Source organism: Terriglobales bacterium (genome assembly GCA_035567895.1).
Lineage (GTDB): Bacteria > Acidobacteriota > Terriglobia > Terriglobales > Acidobacteriaceae > Gp1-AA112.
Map to the genome: position 1 here is coordinate 66963 of DATMPC010000107.1, position 15055 is coordinate 82017.

At 56.1% G+C, this 15055-nt stretch carries 13 protein-coding genes and 1 tRNA gene; 9 read left to right on the plus strand and 5 right to left on the minus strand.

The window, feature by feature from the left end; genetic code table 11:
• Positions 1-227: 227 nt before the first annotated feature.
• From VNX88_23290 to VNX88_23300, 3 genes are all read left to right on the plus strand, one after another.
• A complete protein-coding gene (locus VNX88_23290; protein HWY71611.1) occupies positions 228-3062 on the plus strand; it encodes a PKD domain-containing protein in 2835 nt (944 codons plus the stop codon).
• A 166-nt stretch (positions 3063-3228) separates the two neighbouring features.
• Positions 3229-3315 (plus strand) — tRNA-Leu (locus tag VNX88_23295).
• 62 nt (positions 3316-3377) lie between these two features.
• Positions 3378-3974, plus strand: a complete 597-nt coding sequence (locus tag VNX88_23300; protein HWY71612.1) for a hypothetical protein — start codon at positions 3378-3380, stop codon at positions 3972-3974.
• 39 nt (positions 3975-4013) lie between these two features.
• Here VNX88_23300 and VNX88_23305 read toward each other — a convergent pair whose 3' ends face one another.
• The 4 genes from VNX88_23305 to VNX88_23320 all read right to left on the minus strand — a co-directional run bounded on the left by VNX88_23305 (position 4014) and on the right by VNX88_23320 (position 7399).
• Positions 4014-4307: a hypothetical protein gene (locus tag VNX88_23305; protein HWY71613.1), complete on the minus strand. Its 294-nt coding sequence runs from the start codon at positions 4305-4307 to the stop codon at positions 4014-4016.
• A 307-nt stretch (positions 4308-4614) separates the two neighbouring features.
• Complete coding sequence (locus VNX88_23310; GenBank protein HWY71614.1) at positions 4615-5937, minus strand: DUF5666 domain-containing protein; 1323 nt, start codon at positions 5935-5937, stop codon at positions 4615-4617.
• Positions 5938-6255: 318 nt separating this feature from the next.
• Positions 6256-6708, minus strand: coding sequence for a MarR family winged helix-turn-helix transcriptional regulator (locus VNX88_23315; protein HWY71615.1), 453 nt, complete (start codon positions 6706-6708; stop codon positions 6256-6258).
• 172 nt (positions 6709-6880) lie between these two features.
• Positions 6881-7399: a hypothetical protein gene (locus VNX88_23320; protein ID HWY71616.1), complete on the minus strand. Its 519-nt coding sequence runs from the start codon at positions 7397-7399 to the stop codon at positions 6881-6883.
• 565 nt (positions 7400-7964) lie between these two features.
• Between VNX88_23320 and VNX88_23325 the strand changes: the two genes are divergently transcribed.
• Both VNX88_23325 and VNX88_23330 read left to right on the plus strand, forming a co-directional pair.
• Entirely contained in the window at positions 7965-8501 is a 537-nt protein-coding gene (locus VNX88_23325; GenBank protein ID HWY71617.1) for an AAA family ATPase, read from the plus strand.
• A 114-nt stretch (positions 8502-8615) separates the two neighbouring features.
• Entirely contained in the window at positions 8616-8912 is a 297-nt protein-coding gene (locus tag VNX88_23330) for a glutaredoxin family protein (protein HWY71618.1), read from the plus strand.
• Between the two features lie 395 nt (positions 8913-9307).
• Here the strand turns inward: VNX88_23330 and VNX88_23335 are convergent, their stop codons facing one another.
• Entirely contained in the window at positions 9308-9484 is a 177-nt protein-coding gene (locus tag VNX88_23335) for a hypothetical protein (protein ID HWY71619.1), read from the minus strand.
• On the opposite strand from VNX88_23335, the gene VNX88_23340 reads away from it, so the two are divergent.
• The 4 genes from VNX88_23340 to VNX88_23355 form a co-directional block, all read left to right on the plus strand.
• A complete protein-coding gene (locus VNX88_23340) occupies positions 9402-11780 on the plus strand; it encodes an ABC transporter permease (GenBank protein ID HWY71620.1) in 2379 nt (792 codons plus the stop codon). The genes VNX88_23335 and VNX88_23340 overlap by 83 nt on opposite strands.
• Positions 11781-11891: 111 nt before the next feature.
• Positions 11892-13007, plus strand: a complete 1116-nt coding sequence (gene terL / locus VNX88_23345) for a phage terminase large subunit (protein ID HWY71621.1) — start codon at positions 11892-11894, stop codon at positions 13005-13007.
• A gap of 713 nt (positions 13008-13720) precedes the next feature.
• Entirely contained in the window at positions 13721-14275 is a 555-nt protein-coding gene (locus VNX88_23350; GenBank protein ID HWY71622.1) for a hypothetical protein, read from the plus strand.
• A 528-nt stretch (positions 14276-14803) separates the two neighbouring features.
• Positions 14804-15055, plus strand: a 252-nt coding sequence (locus tag VNX88_23355; GenBank protein ID HWY71623.1) for a hypothetical protein, incomplete at its 3' end; no start/stop codon positions are given.

The window sequence follows — 15055 nt, forward strand, 5'->3', positions numbered from 1 at the left end:
CTAGTCTTTCGATTCCAACCCCTACGCTTTCAATTCTTTAATTTTCCCGCCTGAACCAACTACGGTGCACCTAGTAATTCCTAGGTTACTTAGTCAACCAGTACTAAGCAGTAAACCGGAATCCAGCCCCTAATCCCTAAGGGCTAAGATTCAGCCCAATTCCAGCCACTTTGAACTTCAGAGGACCGCTTTGCTGGTGCCTCTGATTTCATTTTTTGGAGGCACGTGTGCGCTTGCGCATTGGGCTGTTCTGCGTCGTTTTCTCGGTTGTTCAGGCATTTGGCAGCAACCCAATCGCCCCAACTACCACCTTGTCCGCCGAGACAGAAAATAACACCAGTGCCGCCGCTACATTTCAGGCTCAGAGCAACGGCAACGTTGCCCCTGGGAACGCAAGTAAGGTCGCGACCAATTCGCTGCTTTACAACGGATCGACTACAGCCGTTTACGCGCACTTCATGCCCTGGTTCGGTGTGAGCTACCACATGAATGTTGGATACAACTCGGCGGATCCCGCGCAGGTGAAGGCACAGGTCACAGATATGTTGAGCCGCGGCATCTCGGGCGTGATTATCGACTGGTACGGTCCAAATGCAAAACAGGAAAACGCAAGCAGCCTGGCAATGATGCAGGAAGCACAGTCTCGGAATGGTGCGTTCCAGTTCGCAATCATGGAAGACGCCGGAGCAATCAAGAACTGCGCGAACACCGCAGGTTGCGACATCACTGCAGCGCTGATCAACGACCTAAACTACATCACGCAGACGTTTATCAGCTCTCCCGCATACATTCGCTGGAATGGCAATCCTGTTGTGTTCTATTTCGGCGTGGAAAGCTACAGCATCGACTGGACGCGGGTTCGTGCCAACACAGCTTCCAACCTCAAGTTTATTTTTCAGAATACCGGTGGATTCACCCGAACCTATTCGGATGGCGGATTCTCGTGGGTACAGCCCGGCGACGTAACCGCTACCGATCCCATGAGCCTGAGCTACATGACGAACTTCTATCAGACCGCTCAGAACTACTCGACAAAATTGCCGGTAGGTGCGAGTTATAAAGGCTTTGACGACACGCTTGCATCGTGGACCGCGAACCGTCACATGCAGCAGCAGTGCGGACAAACGTGGCTCGCCACGTTCAACAAGGCAAATAGTTTGTGGTCAACCGCTGACCAGCTAGCGTGGTTCCAGCTTGTCACGTGGAACGACTATGAAGAAGGTACTGAGATTGAAACCGGTATCGATAACTGCGTCGGCATTACGGCTTCAGCGACTGGCGATGCACTGAATTGGACGATCACCGGTGACGAAAGCACGATAGACCATTACACGGCATTTATCAGCAGCGACGGTACGAATCTGATGTCACTTGGCGACTTCCCTGCCGGCACTCGCACGGTCAATCTAGCGTCGTTTGCATTTGATCCTGGCACGTATTCGATCTACGTAAAGGCGGTAGGCAAGCCATCGATTCTGAATCACATGTCGGCAGCAGCAACTTACACCACCGCCGCACCGACTCCGCAACCACCTGTAGCGAAACTTTCGCTCTCTCCCGGATCGGGAACAGCTCCGCTCACCGTCACAGCCTCTACCGCGTCGTCTACCGATCCGCAGGGCAGCGCGCTTAGCTCGAGCGTCGACTTCGGCGATGGCACTGCGATGGCCGGCCCAACCGCGTCGCACACCTACGCGAATGCAGGGACTTACACGGTGAGGGCAACGGTCTCAAATGCAATGGGATTGTCGTCGCAAGCTTCTGGCACTGTCTCTGTAACCGCGCCCGCGCCGCCGGCATCCGTCACAATCGCGCAGCCTGCAAACAACAGCACGGTGACAAGTCCCATTCACGTTGTCGCTAACGGCACAGCTCCAAGTGGTGTGGACGCGCTACAGATCTATCTCGACGGCACTCTGGTATTCCAGGCAAATGCTTCATCGTTTGACACGACTGTGCCCACAAATCCCGGAACCCATCGAGTGGTAGTGAAGCTCTGGGACAAGCTAGGTGCAGCCTACATGCAAGTGGTCAATGTTACGGTTGCAACACCGCTTGCCACCTCGCTAACGCTCAGCTCCTCTTCAATCACGACTGGAGCAAGCGTCACCGGCACCGTGACCGCAACTTCGGGAACGATGACAAGCTCGCAAATCGATTGGGGCGATGGTACGAGCTCGGCTGGCCCGAGCGCCTCACACGTTTACTCAGCGGCGGGGAGCTACACGATCACGTCTACCGCTACAGCAAGCGTCGGACCGTCGTCGCAGGCCTCCGCAAGCGTCACAGTAAGCGCTCCAGCCGCTACTTTGAACGTTGTGCAACCAGCCAACGGAGCAACTATGCATGCGCCTATTCACGTAGTCGCGAATGGCTCCGCGCCAAGCGGCGTGGATGCAATGCAGATTTATCTGGATGGCGCACTCGTCTATCAGGCAAATGCAAGCTCGTTCGACACGACTGTGCCCGCTGCGGCCGGAACTCATGCGGTTGTAGTGAAGCTCTGGGACAAACTCGGCCTCGCATATAAGAAATCCGTCAGCGTAACAGTGGTGCCGAACCTGGTGACATCGCTATCTTTGAGTTCGACATCGATTGCTCCGGGCGCAAGCGTTTCCGCTACGCTGGCGGCAACATCCGGTACAATCGCGACCTCAATGATTCAGTGGGGCGATGGCAGCACGTCCGCCGGCCCATCGGCTACGCATACCTACGCGGCCGCGGGAACTTATGCCATTACGGGAATCGCGTCTGATGTGGTAGGAGCGGCCGTACCTGTCACCGCCAGCGTCACCGTGCAGGCCAAGGCGATGGTAGTAATGCAGTCGCCAACACCCAACAGCAGCGTCTCGACGTCAGTACACGTGCAAGGCTACTCCAGCTCGCCGTATGGGATCGTCGCCATGCAGGTCTACCTCGATCGGAGACTAATCTACAAGAACTCTCTAAGTCAGGTGGACACCTTCATCAACGTCTCGGTGGGGACGCATCGCATCACGCTCAAAGCATGGGACGGCTCCGGCGCGGCTTACACGCAGCAAGCATATGTAACCGCGAATTAGCCGTGGTATTAGTCTGGTAGAGACGCTCACCGCGACGGGCGTCTCCACCAAATGAGCGCACGTTGACAGGCAAATCCCGCAGCGGCGACAATATGTAAGCAGCCCGTCCAACCGCGGTTCGCGAGCTATTCCACAGGCGAACTCCGAGCGGTATGAACGTTTCCAGGCCGAAGTGGCGGAATTGGCAGACGCGCATGGTTCAGGTCCATGTACTCGCAAGGGTGTGGGGGTTCGAGTCCCTTCTTCGGCACCAAACATCTCACAGTTTCATTAACATTGGTCGATGAAGTGGCGGCAGAATCACGGCTATCCCTAATGGACACGCCGCATGGTTATCTCCAAGTGCGACGGCTCCAGATGCTCACCGTTGTCTGGATGTCCATCGAGGTGGCGGTCTCAATCTATGCTGCGGTACGGGCGCATAGCATCGCGCTCATCGGATTTGGCGGCGACAGCGTAATTGAACTTGCCTCTGCGACCGCCGTTCTGGCCCGCTTTGCTTCAGGAGGTCGGTTCATCAGTGAGCGCCAGGCCTCCAAAACTATGGCATGGCTGCTGTTCGCATTGGCGGCATTCATAGCAACTGCCTCGATTTATTCGCTGTTTGGTGATCTGAAGCCGCAAACCAGCTACTTGGGGATGCTTTTGCTTTTTGCTGCAGCAGTAGTGATGCCTTGGCTTGCGGCACAGAAACGAAGACTCGCTGCGGAAATTCAAAGTTCCTCGCTACGCGCCGATGCCATTCAGAGTTCGGTTTGCGGATATCTGGCCTGGATCGCTCTCGCCGGGCTCGCACTCAACGCTGCCTTTGGACTCTGGTGGGCCGATTCAGTCGCCGCCCTCGGGCTATTGCCCATCGTCATCAAAGAGGGAATCGAAGCTCTCCGCGGCGATCCTTGCTGCTGCAACTAGACAAGTTGCACGAGGGCCGCCCCTAGTGCTGCGAACTACTCAACGAGCTGCTGCGTTCGCCAGAACGCCACGAACTGTGATCTCTTTCGTCGCCTTCTGCTGTTCGTTTTTCGCCTTAGCGCCGAAGCCGAGAGTCGCTGTCCACAATGCCGCTACGCCGGTCCAATACACGGCATCCGCTTCGCTCCTCGCACAATAGACAATCGTTCCGCCCATCGTTGCCACGATCGCACAAAAGACCGCCGCCACACCGTTGATGAGGTAACTCAGACGCGTGGATGAGGGCCCCTTGCCGCGAGTGCCTGAAATCAGACCGAAGAAGAATTCTTTCATGACCGCCCCTTTGTCTCTCTTACGTGCATGCGATTCGCAGTAGATTTTCAGAATCGCATTAACACTGGATTGCGAGTTACAGAGGTAATCCGGAGCAGCATTCATGCATCGCGACCAGGAATAATCTTGTGAACCGAACGGTTAATTCCTGCGAGTCGCTTTAACCCAAGGGCTGGAAAACGCATTCCCATTTGCGGACGCAACTGTTTTCTCGTCACGTATTCGTGTGATTTGCACGGAATAAGGTCTCCAAAGTGGCTAAAAAAGAGGCCCGCCGGAGCGGGCCTCTTTGAGTCAAACGAAAGGTTTAGTGGTTGTCGTCGCCGCGTACTGCGACCATCGTGTAAGTCGTCCCGTTGAAGAACACGAGTCCGCGCACACGGATGGAGGCGCCAGCGCTAGGCGTGGTTTCCAGGGTTGCGCCGTTAGCCAGGATCACCGGCACACTTGTCGCGCCACTCAACGTACCAAAAGCGGACGTGGAGCTGATGTTGAGCGTGAAGCCTGCGGACGTCGGCGCTGGCGAAGCAGCAACTGTGCCAACCAAGGCTTGTTCGCGCAGTTTCACCTTGGAAGCAATCAACGGAGCGGAAGAGCTGCTGGCATCGGCTTCAATGCGCTGGCCTTTCCCGATGTGGGTTGCGTCAAAGATCGGCGCGTTCGTGATGTTGAGCTTGTCAAAGCGAGTGCTGAACACCGTGCTCGAGTTGACACTGACATCGACCGTGACTGGCGAATTCGAAGAACCGGTCGAATCCATCTGGTGAACGATGGTGATCTTGCTCAACGGGCTATCGAGTGCAGAGATGAGTCCTTCGACCTCTACGCCGTTGCGATCGCCTTCCCGCTCAACTTTAGTCGCTAGTTTTGTTCCATCCGACTTAGTGATTCCGGCGACCTCCACGATATCTCCCATCTTCAGGTCAGAGAGTTGAGCGATGCCGTCCTGGAACCTGGTGGTTGAGTCGGTGGCAAAGGTAATAGGTCCCGTTCTGGTTTGGATCGTGAAGTTCGGAGCGGCGATGGAAGTCACGCTGCCGTGAACATCCTCGATCTCTCCGTCGTCGTCATTCTCGTTGTTCTGATTCGGGGCAACTGTGGACGTGCTCACGTTGAACTTGGGAGCAATCGTTGCACTGGTTCCGTTGATCGTGACCGAGTTCGCCAGGTCAAGATCGAAATTGAGGAACATCGGCGAAGTTCCGACCGTCACGTTGGGACTGAAACTAACGTTCACGGTCGTCGAGGAGAGTGTTGGCGTGAGCTTGGTCGCGACTCCGCCCACGATCGCAACTACTTCCGGATTGGAAACCATCACGCTAGCGCCGTTATATGTTCCCGGCGGAACATGGGCCAGCGTAAGAGGTTCGAAGGCCCCGGCTTGGTGGCTGAATTCAACCTCCGCCGGTCCGCTGAGAAGATTCGCCGTGTCGGTGGTACCGCTGGCGCCGGTCAGGATAATCGAGCTGATCGTCAGTTCGAATTTGGCGATGTGGTCGTTAACCGCATCCCCAGTCTGCAGCGTCATGGGTGTGCCGGTCATTTGGACAGGACCATTGCCACTTCCGCCGCAGCCTGACAGATATACAAACATTAGACTGATGAGGACAAACAGAAATGCCCGCTTCATTAAACCTCCAAATTTGGGTCGTTTTGATAGAACCAGACGAAAGTGGCGGGGAGAAAACGTGTGACGAATTACCAATAGGCTACAACCCAGCTCCAGCCTGATGCAATGAACGTAAGACCGTGGGACTCTTTTGTTAGGACAATGGACGAAAGTGGCCTATCTATCCCTTGTTTTTTTCCTTTTATTTCTATTTTGGGACAAAAGATTTGTGATAAAGTGCGTCCGGAGAACAGCCCTTGTCGTCCGTGTCAGTAGCCTGCCCTGAGCACAGCCATGGGTGTTGGGTTCAGCCCTAGCCGAGTGCTGAGCGCTTGTTTTCTACAGCTTCTTCCAACCCATTCGTGAACTGCCGAGACGGAGATCGGGCAAGGCAGCCTGCATTCGCTTGAGGTCGTCGGGCTGAAGCAAGTCTTTCGCGAGTTCTTCGGCGGTTGCCCTTGCGTCTTCCAGAACTTTCTTTCCAGTGGCGGTAATCGACGTGAAGCCGACGCGCGCGTCATTGGGGTCTCGGCGGCGCTTCACCAAACCGATCTTTTCCAGTGGAATCAGGATTCTGGTTACCGCCGACTGAGTAAGCCCCAGCCTCTCCGCAAGATCAACTCGGCGAATGACTCCCGACGGGCTCTGCTCAACTTCAGTGAGCACTGCCAGATCCACGAAGCTGAGCCCGTGAAAAGCGCCCAGACGGCCGTCCATGCGGCGGTTCACCTCGGCCAGGATTCGGGCGAGCCGTAACAGCACATCAACACGTGAATGAGATGTACTTGACATATCAATTAGTATAACACACACAGCTGCCCCAAAAGCACCGCCGACGACAACCTCTAGCGTCGGTTGAGATCTTGGCCTTAGCTGTAACTTCCCGAACAGGCACTCATCCAGAGTGACGAAGTAGACCATCCTCGCACGCTAGTCTTAATCCTTGAATAAACAGACAGTCTTCCTAGGACATGGGATGGCGGATGACATCGAAAATCAGTTTTTGTAGCTCAAAAATCCCTTCCCGGACGCCCGCGCGAGTCTCCCACCAGGAATCCAAGTTGAAATCGGCGTACGGGGAGCTATCAATGGTGACTGTAGTCTGATGTCCCCGTAGGGAACGCCGCATGATTCGGCTCAGCCGTCGTGAGTGATCTCCCGACGTGACCAAAACAACGGAATGATAGTGTTGCTCGTCGCACCATTGCGGAAGGATTTCCCCTTCCTGCTGACTTCCAGACGCGCCCCGCGGAATTAGCACGACGTTGTCCACACCCAACATTTGTAGCTGGTGAATGGATATCGCGCCCTGGTCGTGATATGGCAGGCCACGCCGCAAAAACTCGCGGTCGACAGCGGTAGGGGGATCTGTGAAGACTGCGACTCGACTGGATACCCCACGATGGACCAGGTTTGCTGCCTCGAGCGTGCCTGCGCCGTCAGCATCAATCGCCACCACAATAATGTCGGCTGATTTTGGCAAAGGCTGCTGAATGGCAATTAGCCGTCCGATCGAGCGCAAAGCGTAATTTCGACTATTGCGAGCGGAGAACGCGAGAATAGTCAAACACAGAACTGCGCCGAAAAACCAGCGCCAGTTCCGAGAACGGGCGCGCAATGATGATTCGCAAGCCGTCGGATCGTGCCTGTCGCGCCGATGGAAATCTTCTGATACTTGAATCGCCCACCTGTCTCAAGGATGGTCCCGAGCGCCATGCCGTGCTGACACAGATCGCACTCAGGAGTCTTTACTGCAACTTACTTTATTCTGGGCAATACCGCCAGATGTCGGTCGAGATTTTATTTTCAAGTTGGAAGCTCCCGAAACGGAACCCATGAAGGCAACGAACTCGACAAGTCCTCACAAGCCCACCGTTGAAAACCACAAGGTTAGGGCACCCGGCGACAATTCTCCGGATTCGCGCGGGTTTGTTGGCAGAAACTGGAACAATCTCCTAAACGCGAACTGGGGGATTCAGGCTGAAGCTTCCGTCAGTATTTATCCGGATCTTAAATTCAAACACGATCCAACGGAACAAGGCGATCACATGAAAAGGTTCATCATCACAGGCGCGCCGGGTGCAGGCAAGACAGCGATCATCCGTCAGTTAGAGCTCGATGGCTTCGGCGTAGTTGAAGAGGCAGCGACTGACGTCATCGCCGCGGCGCAGGCTCGGGGCACACCCCAGCCCTGGACTGATCCTTCATTCATTGATGTGGTCGCTGATCTGCAAAAGCAGCGTCAGATTCGCGCGTCTTATCAACCGGATGATGTTCAATTTCACGACCGTTGCGTTGTCTGTACCGCCGCGTTGGCTGTCTATCTTGGGTATCCTTTCTCACCATTTCTTACCAGCGAACTGGAGCGCATCAAAGAGGACGCAATCTACGAGAACCCCGTCTTCTTCATACGGAACCTCGGCTTCATCACGCCGACTGCAGCGCGGCGGATCAGCTTCGAGGAGACGCTACGTTTCGAAAGAATCCATGAAGAGACTTACTTGGGCTTCGGTTTCGAACTCGTGTCAGTAGAACCAGGAGATCTGCTCGAACGAGTCGGCGTAATCAGAGCAGCAATTCGCTAGCCGGTGCCCACCTTCTCATCAACGAGCGCCATCTGGACGCTTTCTACCACCCAGCCGCATCTATCCGTTCAATAGTCTGTTGTGACAGAATCCCGACAGCGCAAAGGAGATCCTATGAGATGGTTCACATGGCGAAAGCGCGATGACGCGGTAGATGGGACAACGAAGGTCTCTATGTACACACTGTCGATCTGTCCATCGTGCAACAAAGCGAAGAAATTCTTCGCCGATCGGCGCATCCCATTCCAGTTCACCAACTACGATCTGGCCGACCAGGCCACGCAGGACAAGATCATGCACGAGTTCGAAGCTGAGGAAGTCGAGGCCTTTCCCTTCGTTCGTATCGGCGACCAGACCGTTCAGGGATACGATCCAAAACGTTACGCCAAGCTGCTGGGTAACAAAGCCTGAAGGAAGTGCGAACGTTGCTGTTGCAGTTTAACTTCAACGGGTAGCGCACCCTTCGCCATTTCCTAGTCTTCTTGCTTGCGATTTCTAAAAGTGAGTGCCGGACTCTTCGTGCCTTTTGCAGGGGGCGGGAATGGGTGGCTACCAAAACGGCATCGTTGAAATTTCCTTTGTCGCCTTCCCGAAACGGAACTCGGCCAAGAAACTAAATCGACACGTCCTCGTAGACCACCCTTTGTCCCGGTTGTTCGGTCTCGCTCGGCCACGTCCCACAATCGGACAGCGGGGCGGGGATTGGGAACGGGCGATCCCGCTAAGTACCGCGCTAGCATTCGCTTAGCGGACCGCTACGGATGGTCGAGAAGGTGCTCTGAATAGATCTAACAGATCCCTCGTTCTCAACAGATCCTAAGAGGTGCGTGGATGACCACCTTGTGGCAAGACGCGCGGTACAGCCTGCGGATGATCGCCAAGTCGCCAGGATTTGCGGCGATTGCCATTCTTACGCTTGCACTGGGCATCGGCGCGAACACCACGATCTTCAGTTGGATCAACTCGACATTGCTGAATCCCATTCCCGGGCTGGCGACTCCCCAGGAGGTGGTGTCGCTGTCGCTAAGCCGCAACGGGGAGAACCCCTTTCCGTTTACCTATCCCGATATCGAGGCTATGCGCGACGGGCAGCAGAGTTTTACGGGTATCACGGCGGCCAACGTCACTCCGATGAGCCTGACTGGCACAGGCAAGCCGCAGCGCGTCTGGGGCGTTTTGGCGTCAGCGAATTATTTTGACGTGCTGGGGGTGCGGCCGATCCTGGGGCGTGGATTTTTGCCGGCCGAGGACCAAACGCCGGGCGGCGCGCCGGTGGCTGTGATCAGCTACCGGTTGTGGCAAACGCATTTCGGGGGCAATCCGGACATCGTGGGCCAGACGATGGAACTCAATCAGCATCCCTACACGATTGTCGGCGTAGCGCCCGCGGTGTTCCAGGGGAGCCAGACCGGGTTTCGTTCGGAAATCTGGATTCCGGTCATGATGGCTCCGCAATTGTCGCCGCTGGGCGACCTGCTTCATGATCACCACTATTTCTGGCTGTTCGTCCTCGGGCGATTGAAACCTGGCGTCGTGCCCCAGCAGGCAGAACAGGAAATGACGCTGCGGCTGCAGCAGGAGGTAAAGAATTATCCGGAAGAGCACCGAGGACACGACGCCGTCACTGTGTATCCGTTGTGGCGCAGCCCATTTGGCGCGAATCAGTTTCTCTCAAAGCTGCTGCCGATGCTGATGACCATCGCGGGGCTCGTGCTGCTGCTGGCTTGTGCGAACGTAGCGAACTTGATGCTGGTGCGGTCCGTGGCGCGGCGGCGCGAGATTGCGGTTCGCATGTCGCTGGGTGCAAGCCGGTGGCGGCTGGTGCGGCAACTCCTGGTGGAAAGCCTGGTGCTGGCACTGGCGGGAGGGACGGTCGCGTTCTTGATGACATTCTGGACCGCGGGAACCTTCATGAAGTTCCTGCCGACCACGGATTTCCCGATCTCGCTCAGCGTCCGGGCAGATCGGACCGTCTTGCTTGCGACCATGGTGATCTCGTTACTCACCGGCGTCATTTTTGGGATTCTGCCCGCGCTTCGGTCTTCGAGTGAAGCCCCGGCGGGGGTGTTGAAAGAGGATACGGGGAGCGCATCGGGAGGACTGCGGAAGGCGCGGCTGGCGAGCGGGCTGGTCGTAGCGCAAATTTCACTGTCACTGCTCCTCCTCATCTGCGCCGGGCTGTTCATCCGCAGCTTCAAGAGCGCGCAGACAATCGATCCAGGATTCAATCCACATAACGTGCTCATCGCTTCCTACGATCTCTTTACCGCAGGATATTCACAGGACAAGGGAGCTGCATTCGATCGCCAACTCATCGCGAAGCTGGAAACTCTGCCGGGCGTTCAGTCGGTGGCCCTGTCGAGTCGTACGCCACTGGGATTAGGCGGCGGCGGCTCCACCAGCGTAAAGCCCGAGGGCTACGTATTGCGGCCGAACGAATCGATGGAGACACAGGTGGCGATCATCACGCCGAATTATTTCCAGACGATCCAGATTCCGATGGTGAAAGGCCGCGACTTCACGCTGCAGGATGCCGAGAAAACACAACGCGTAGTGATCGTCAACGAAACGTTTGCCGAGCGCTACTGGCCGAATCAGGAAGCAGTGGGCAAGCAACTCAACTCGGACTTGACGCACGAATGGTTCACGGTAGTCGGTGTGGCGCGGAACAGCAAAGTAAACGACTTAAATGAAAAGGCAACGCCTTTCGTGTATCTACCGCTGTATCAGGTTTACCGGGCCAACATGATCGTCACTGCGCGGGTCACAGGCGATCCGCTGGCCTTCGGCAAGACGCTCGAGAAAGCCATCCATGAACTGAATCCTGAACTCGTGGTGTTCGATGTGACCACACTCGAATTGCGCGAGCAAATCGCCAGCATCGGCCAGCGCATCGCGGGAACGTTCGTAGGCGCATTCGGGCTGCTAGCGCTGGTCCTCGCAGGCGTGGGAATTTACGGCGTCACCGCCTACACCACGCGGCAGCGCACCCACGAATTCGGCATCCGCGTAGCGCTTGGGGCAAGCAAAGAAGATATTCTGCGGCTGGTGTTCGGCTACGGCTTGCGCTTAACACTCGCCGGCGTGATCCTGGGCTTGGCAGCCTCATTTGCGCTGACGCGCTTCTTGCGTGGCATGCTGCTGGGCGTGACCAGCACCGATGCGCTGACCTTTTCCAGCGTGGCGATCCTGCTCTGCGCCGTGGCCTTCTTCGCGTGCTTCATCCCCGCGCGCCGCGCCATGCGCGTAAACCCGATCGTCGCACTGCGCTACGAATAGAGGACGAGCGGCGCACGCTCCGACGCGCGCCGTAAAGCCGCAAACGATTGGTACGACAACACGCTCGTCAGCCGCCTGAATCACAAACTCACCGGATGCATCATCCTTGTCATGCAGCGTCTGCACGAGGACGACCTCGTCGGCCACGTGCTCGATACCGAACGCCGGCAGGCCATCGACATCGAACCGAAATGGAAGGTCGTGCGCTTCCCCGCCATCGCCGAGGAAGACGAGCGCTACGAAGTCCCGCGTTTCTCCAAGACTCTGTTCTACGGCCGCCGCAAAGGCGAGGTACTCCATCCCGAAAGGGAACCAATGGAGGTCCTCGAGCAACTGCGCGAGACGCAAGGCGAGTACACCTTCGCCGGACAGTACCAGCAATCTCCTGCGCCATTAGGCGGAGGCTTGGTAAAGCTTCGCTGGTTCAAGACCTACGCAGAACCATTTGCGGTAGCGAATGGTGCTGTTTCGGTAGCGAGTGGGGCGTTTGCTTTGCTTCCCGAGAAGTTCGACTTCATCTTCCAGAGCTGGGACACGGCCAACAAAGCCAGCGAGCTGAGCGATTACAGCGTCTGCACCACCTGGGGCGTCAGAACCGATCGCAGTAGCGATCGGGTTGCTCCGCCCGCAGCCGCGGCGGATGGCGTCAGTACCGGCGGCGGTAGCCGCTGGGTCAAGGGCAGCGGAGCGGGCAATGGGGGAGAGCTGTTCCTACTCCACGTCTATCGCGCACGGCTGGAGTATCCCGAATTGAAACGCATGGTCCGTACGCATGCCGCACTATGGGAGGCGAAGAACGTGCTGATCGAAGACAAAGCCTCGGGCACGCAGCTTTGCCAGGAGCTGATCCAGGAGGGCATGCACAGCGTCAAGAAGTGCCAGTCAACGCTGGACAAAGGGACGCGTATGCTCACCGTTACTCCCACGATCGAGAACGGCTTCGTCTACCTGCCGGAGAAAGCTCCGTGGCTGTCGCAGTATCTGCACGAGATGGCAACGTTCCCAAACGGGAAACACGACGACCAGGCGGACTCCACCTCACAGGCGCTCGACTGGATCAAGAGTCACCTGTTCGAGCCCTCGTGGATCGTGTACTACCGCGAACAGGTCCTCACGCAGTGGCGCCAGGGAGTCATCCGGTGGGATGAGCTGTCAGACTTCGTGCAAAAGTACATCATCGACCACGGCTTGGATGGTCCACGGCCAGGCCAGCAAGGAATACCGTAGATGGCTTATTGCTGAATGCTCGAGTGCTGAATGCTCGAGTGCTGAATGCCTGCACTTCTCGATTTGGGAATGCGACCGCACGGGGGTTTCGCTATCGGCCCGGAAGGATTGACCGCCCAGACCTCAAGCTGCCCAATGTGAGGCCAGCAGTACTCGATCCGCGGACTGGTACAAACTCACGCCGTGAAATGCGTCACGCCGGCATACCGACTCGGGAACGTCCCGTCTGGAAGCTGTGAAAAAATTGATTTCTGAGGAATAGCCAATTTACGTAAGCAAAAATTTGGCGTTTAAATGCCCTACAAGCGATTCCCGGCACATCGGCAGACATTTCTGGTCAGCCGGAAAAATGGGAGAATCAATTTTTTCACAGCTTCCAGTCCCTGCCATCCAGCGAAACATGGAAGGAACTTCTCCTTCTAACTAACATGGTTTTGCTAAATCTCATCTGCTAATCACGGTGACTTTTTCAACACCCGCGCCTTGATTACATCAATTGAGCATCTGAGTTCACCTTCGACGCGGCCAACAATCAGCGGAGATTTGCTGGCGGTGGGAGAATTGGGGAAGTTCCTACAGCGGCCCATGGGGTTGCTTTAACGTCCCGCGCTGGAATTACATGAGCTACGAGGTAATGGAATCAACGCCAGGTGAAGGTGCGCTTTGCACACTGAAAGACAACGGCTACAATCCACCATTCTAAGGAGATGAAAATGAAACGAGCACTAGCAATTGCAGTTCTGGGCCTAGCATTCGTCTGTACGTCAAGAGCGCAAGATAGAACAAATGGCGGATTTTCTGACACATTCGCATTCGATAAGAACAGACAGATCACTTCATGGGACGGATCTGACCCAAGCAATCCGCCATATCCATACGAGATGGGCGCGGTCAGTTTGATGACTGATTTCAGCCACAATTACGGCTCGGCCATCAGCGCACCATTCCAGCTCGGTTACCTGAACAATGGCGACTTAAGTCCATGCGATCCGCTTACTCTAGGACCGAAGATGTGGACCATCGGCGACGGCACGAACATTGGGGATACGTTCACCCAGCACGGGACTACGACCTGCCCATACTTCACGGGAGAATGGGGCACCTATAATAATAGCAACAATCGGCTGGATGGCTTCAGCGTTGATGCTACATACGACATCGTTCAAGGACCGCGCACATGCCCGCGCTTCCACCCTTGTTACTACCCACATCTAACAGTGCTAGTCGGGGGCACTGGCACAATCACGGACACGATCATCAACCAATGATTTTAAGCCTTAAAATCTCATGCTCAAGATCGACAAGGATGCTCACGGAACCGGCTGGGTTCAAAGACCCACGCAGCTACGTCGGGTAGGCTGACCAGCTGGTAGTACGCCTGCCGCACCGTCATGGGGTGATATTCCGAAAGTACCGTATGGATTTCCGTGCGAAAAGTCTCCATCTCCCGGGCGCTTCGGACGGGTGGCCCCGCCTTTCCCCTTTCGGTTTTATTCCCAATTTCCATCGACTGGGTGCCCCGTTCTCGCGCGCTATTCGCGAGGGCGGGGTTAGAGGATGTCGGTCATTCCAGTTTTTGCTTCTTCTTATCGGTCATGGCTACGTGTATTGGGTGTTGTCGAAGAAAGACAAATTCGAAACCAGGGTCGCACATATTCTCTTACCCCGCCCTCGCGAACACCGCGCGAGAACGGGGCACCCTCACGTGTGGAAGTCGGATACGCAAAACCAATACGGGAAGAAGGCCGGGCCACCCGTCCGGACACATCTTCGGCAGGAAGGAAACGAAAAGGAGCATGATGCGATTTGCAAAGATCGAAAAGATTGCAGCCAGAGTTGCAGTGGGAGCGCTTGCGCTCGTGAGTTTGCTGAGCATGACTGTGAGCACGCGGGCACAGGAGGCAGAGAGGCCCTATCCGAAGATGCTGCCACTTTCGCAGTATTTAATGGACCGGAATGCGGCAATCGCGCTGGCGCGAAGCGCCGCTCCGGAGGGCATTTCAAAGGATGCGTCTGTTTTGGTGCTGACGCCCAAAGGCTGGGAAACA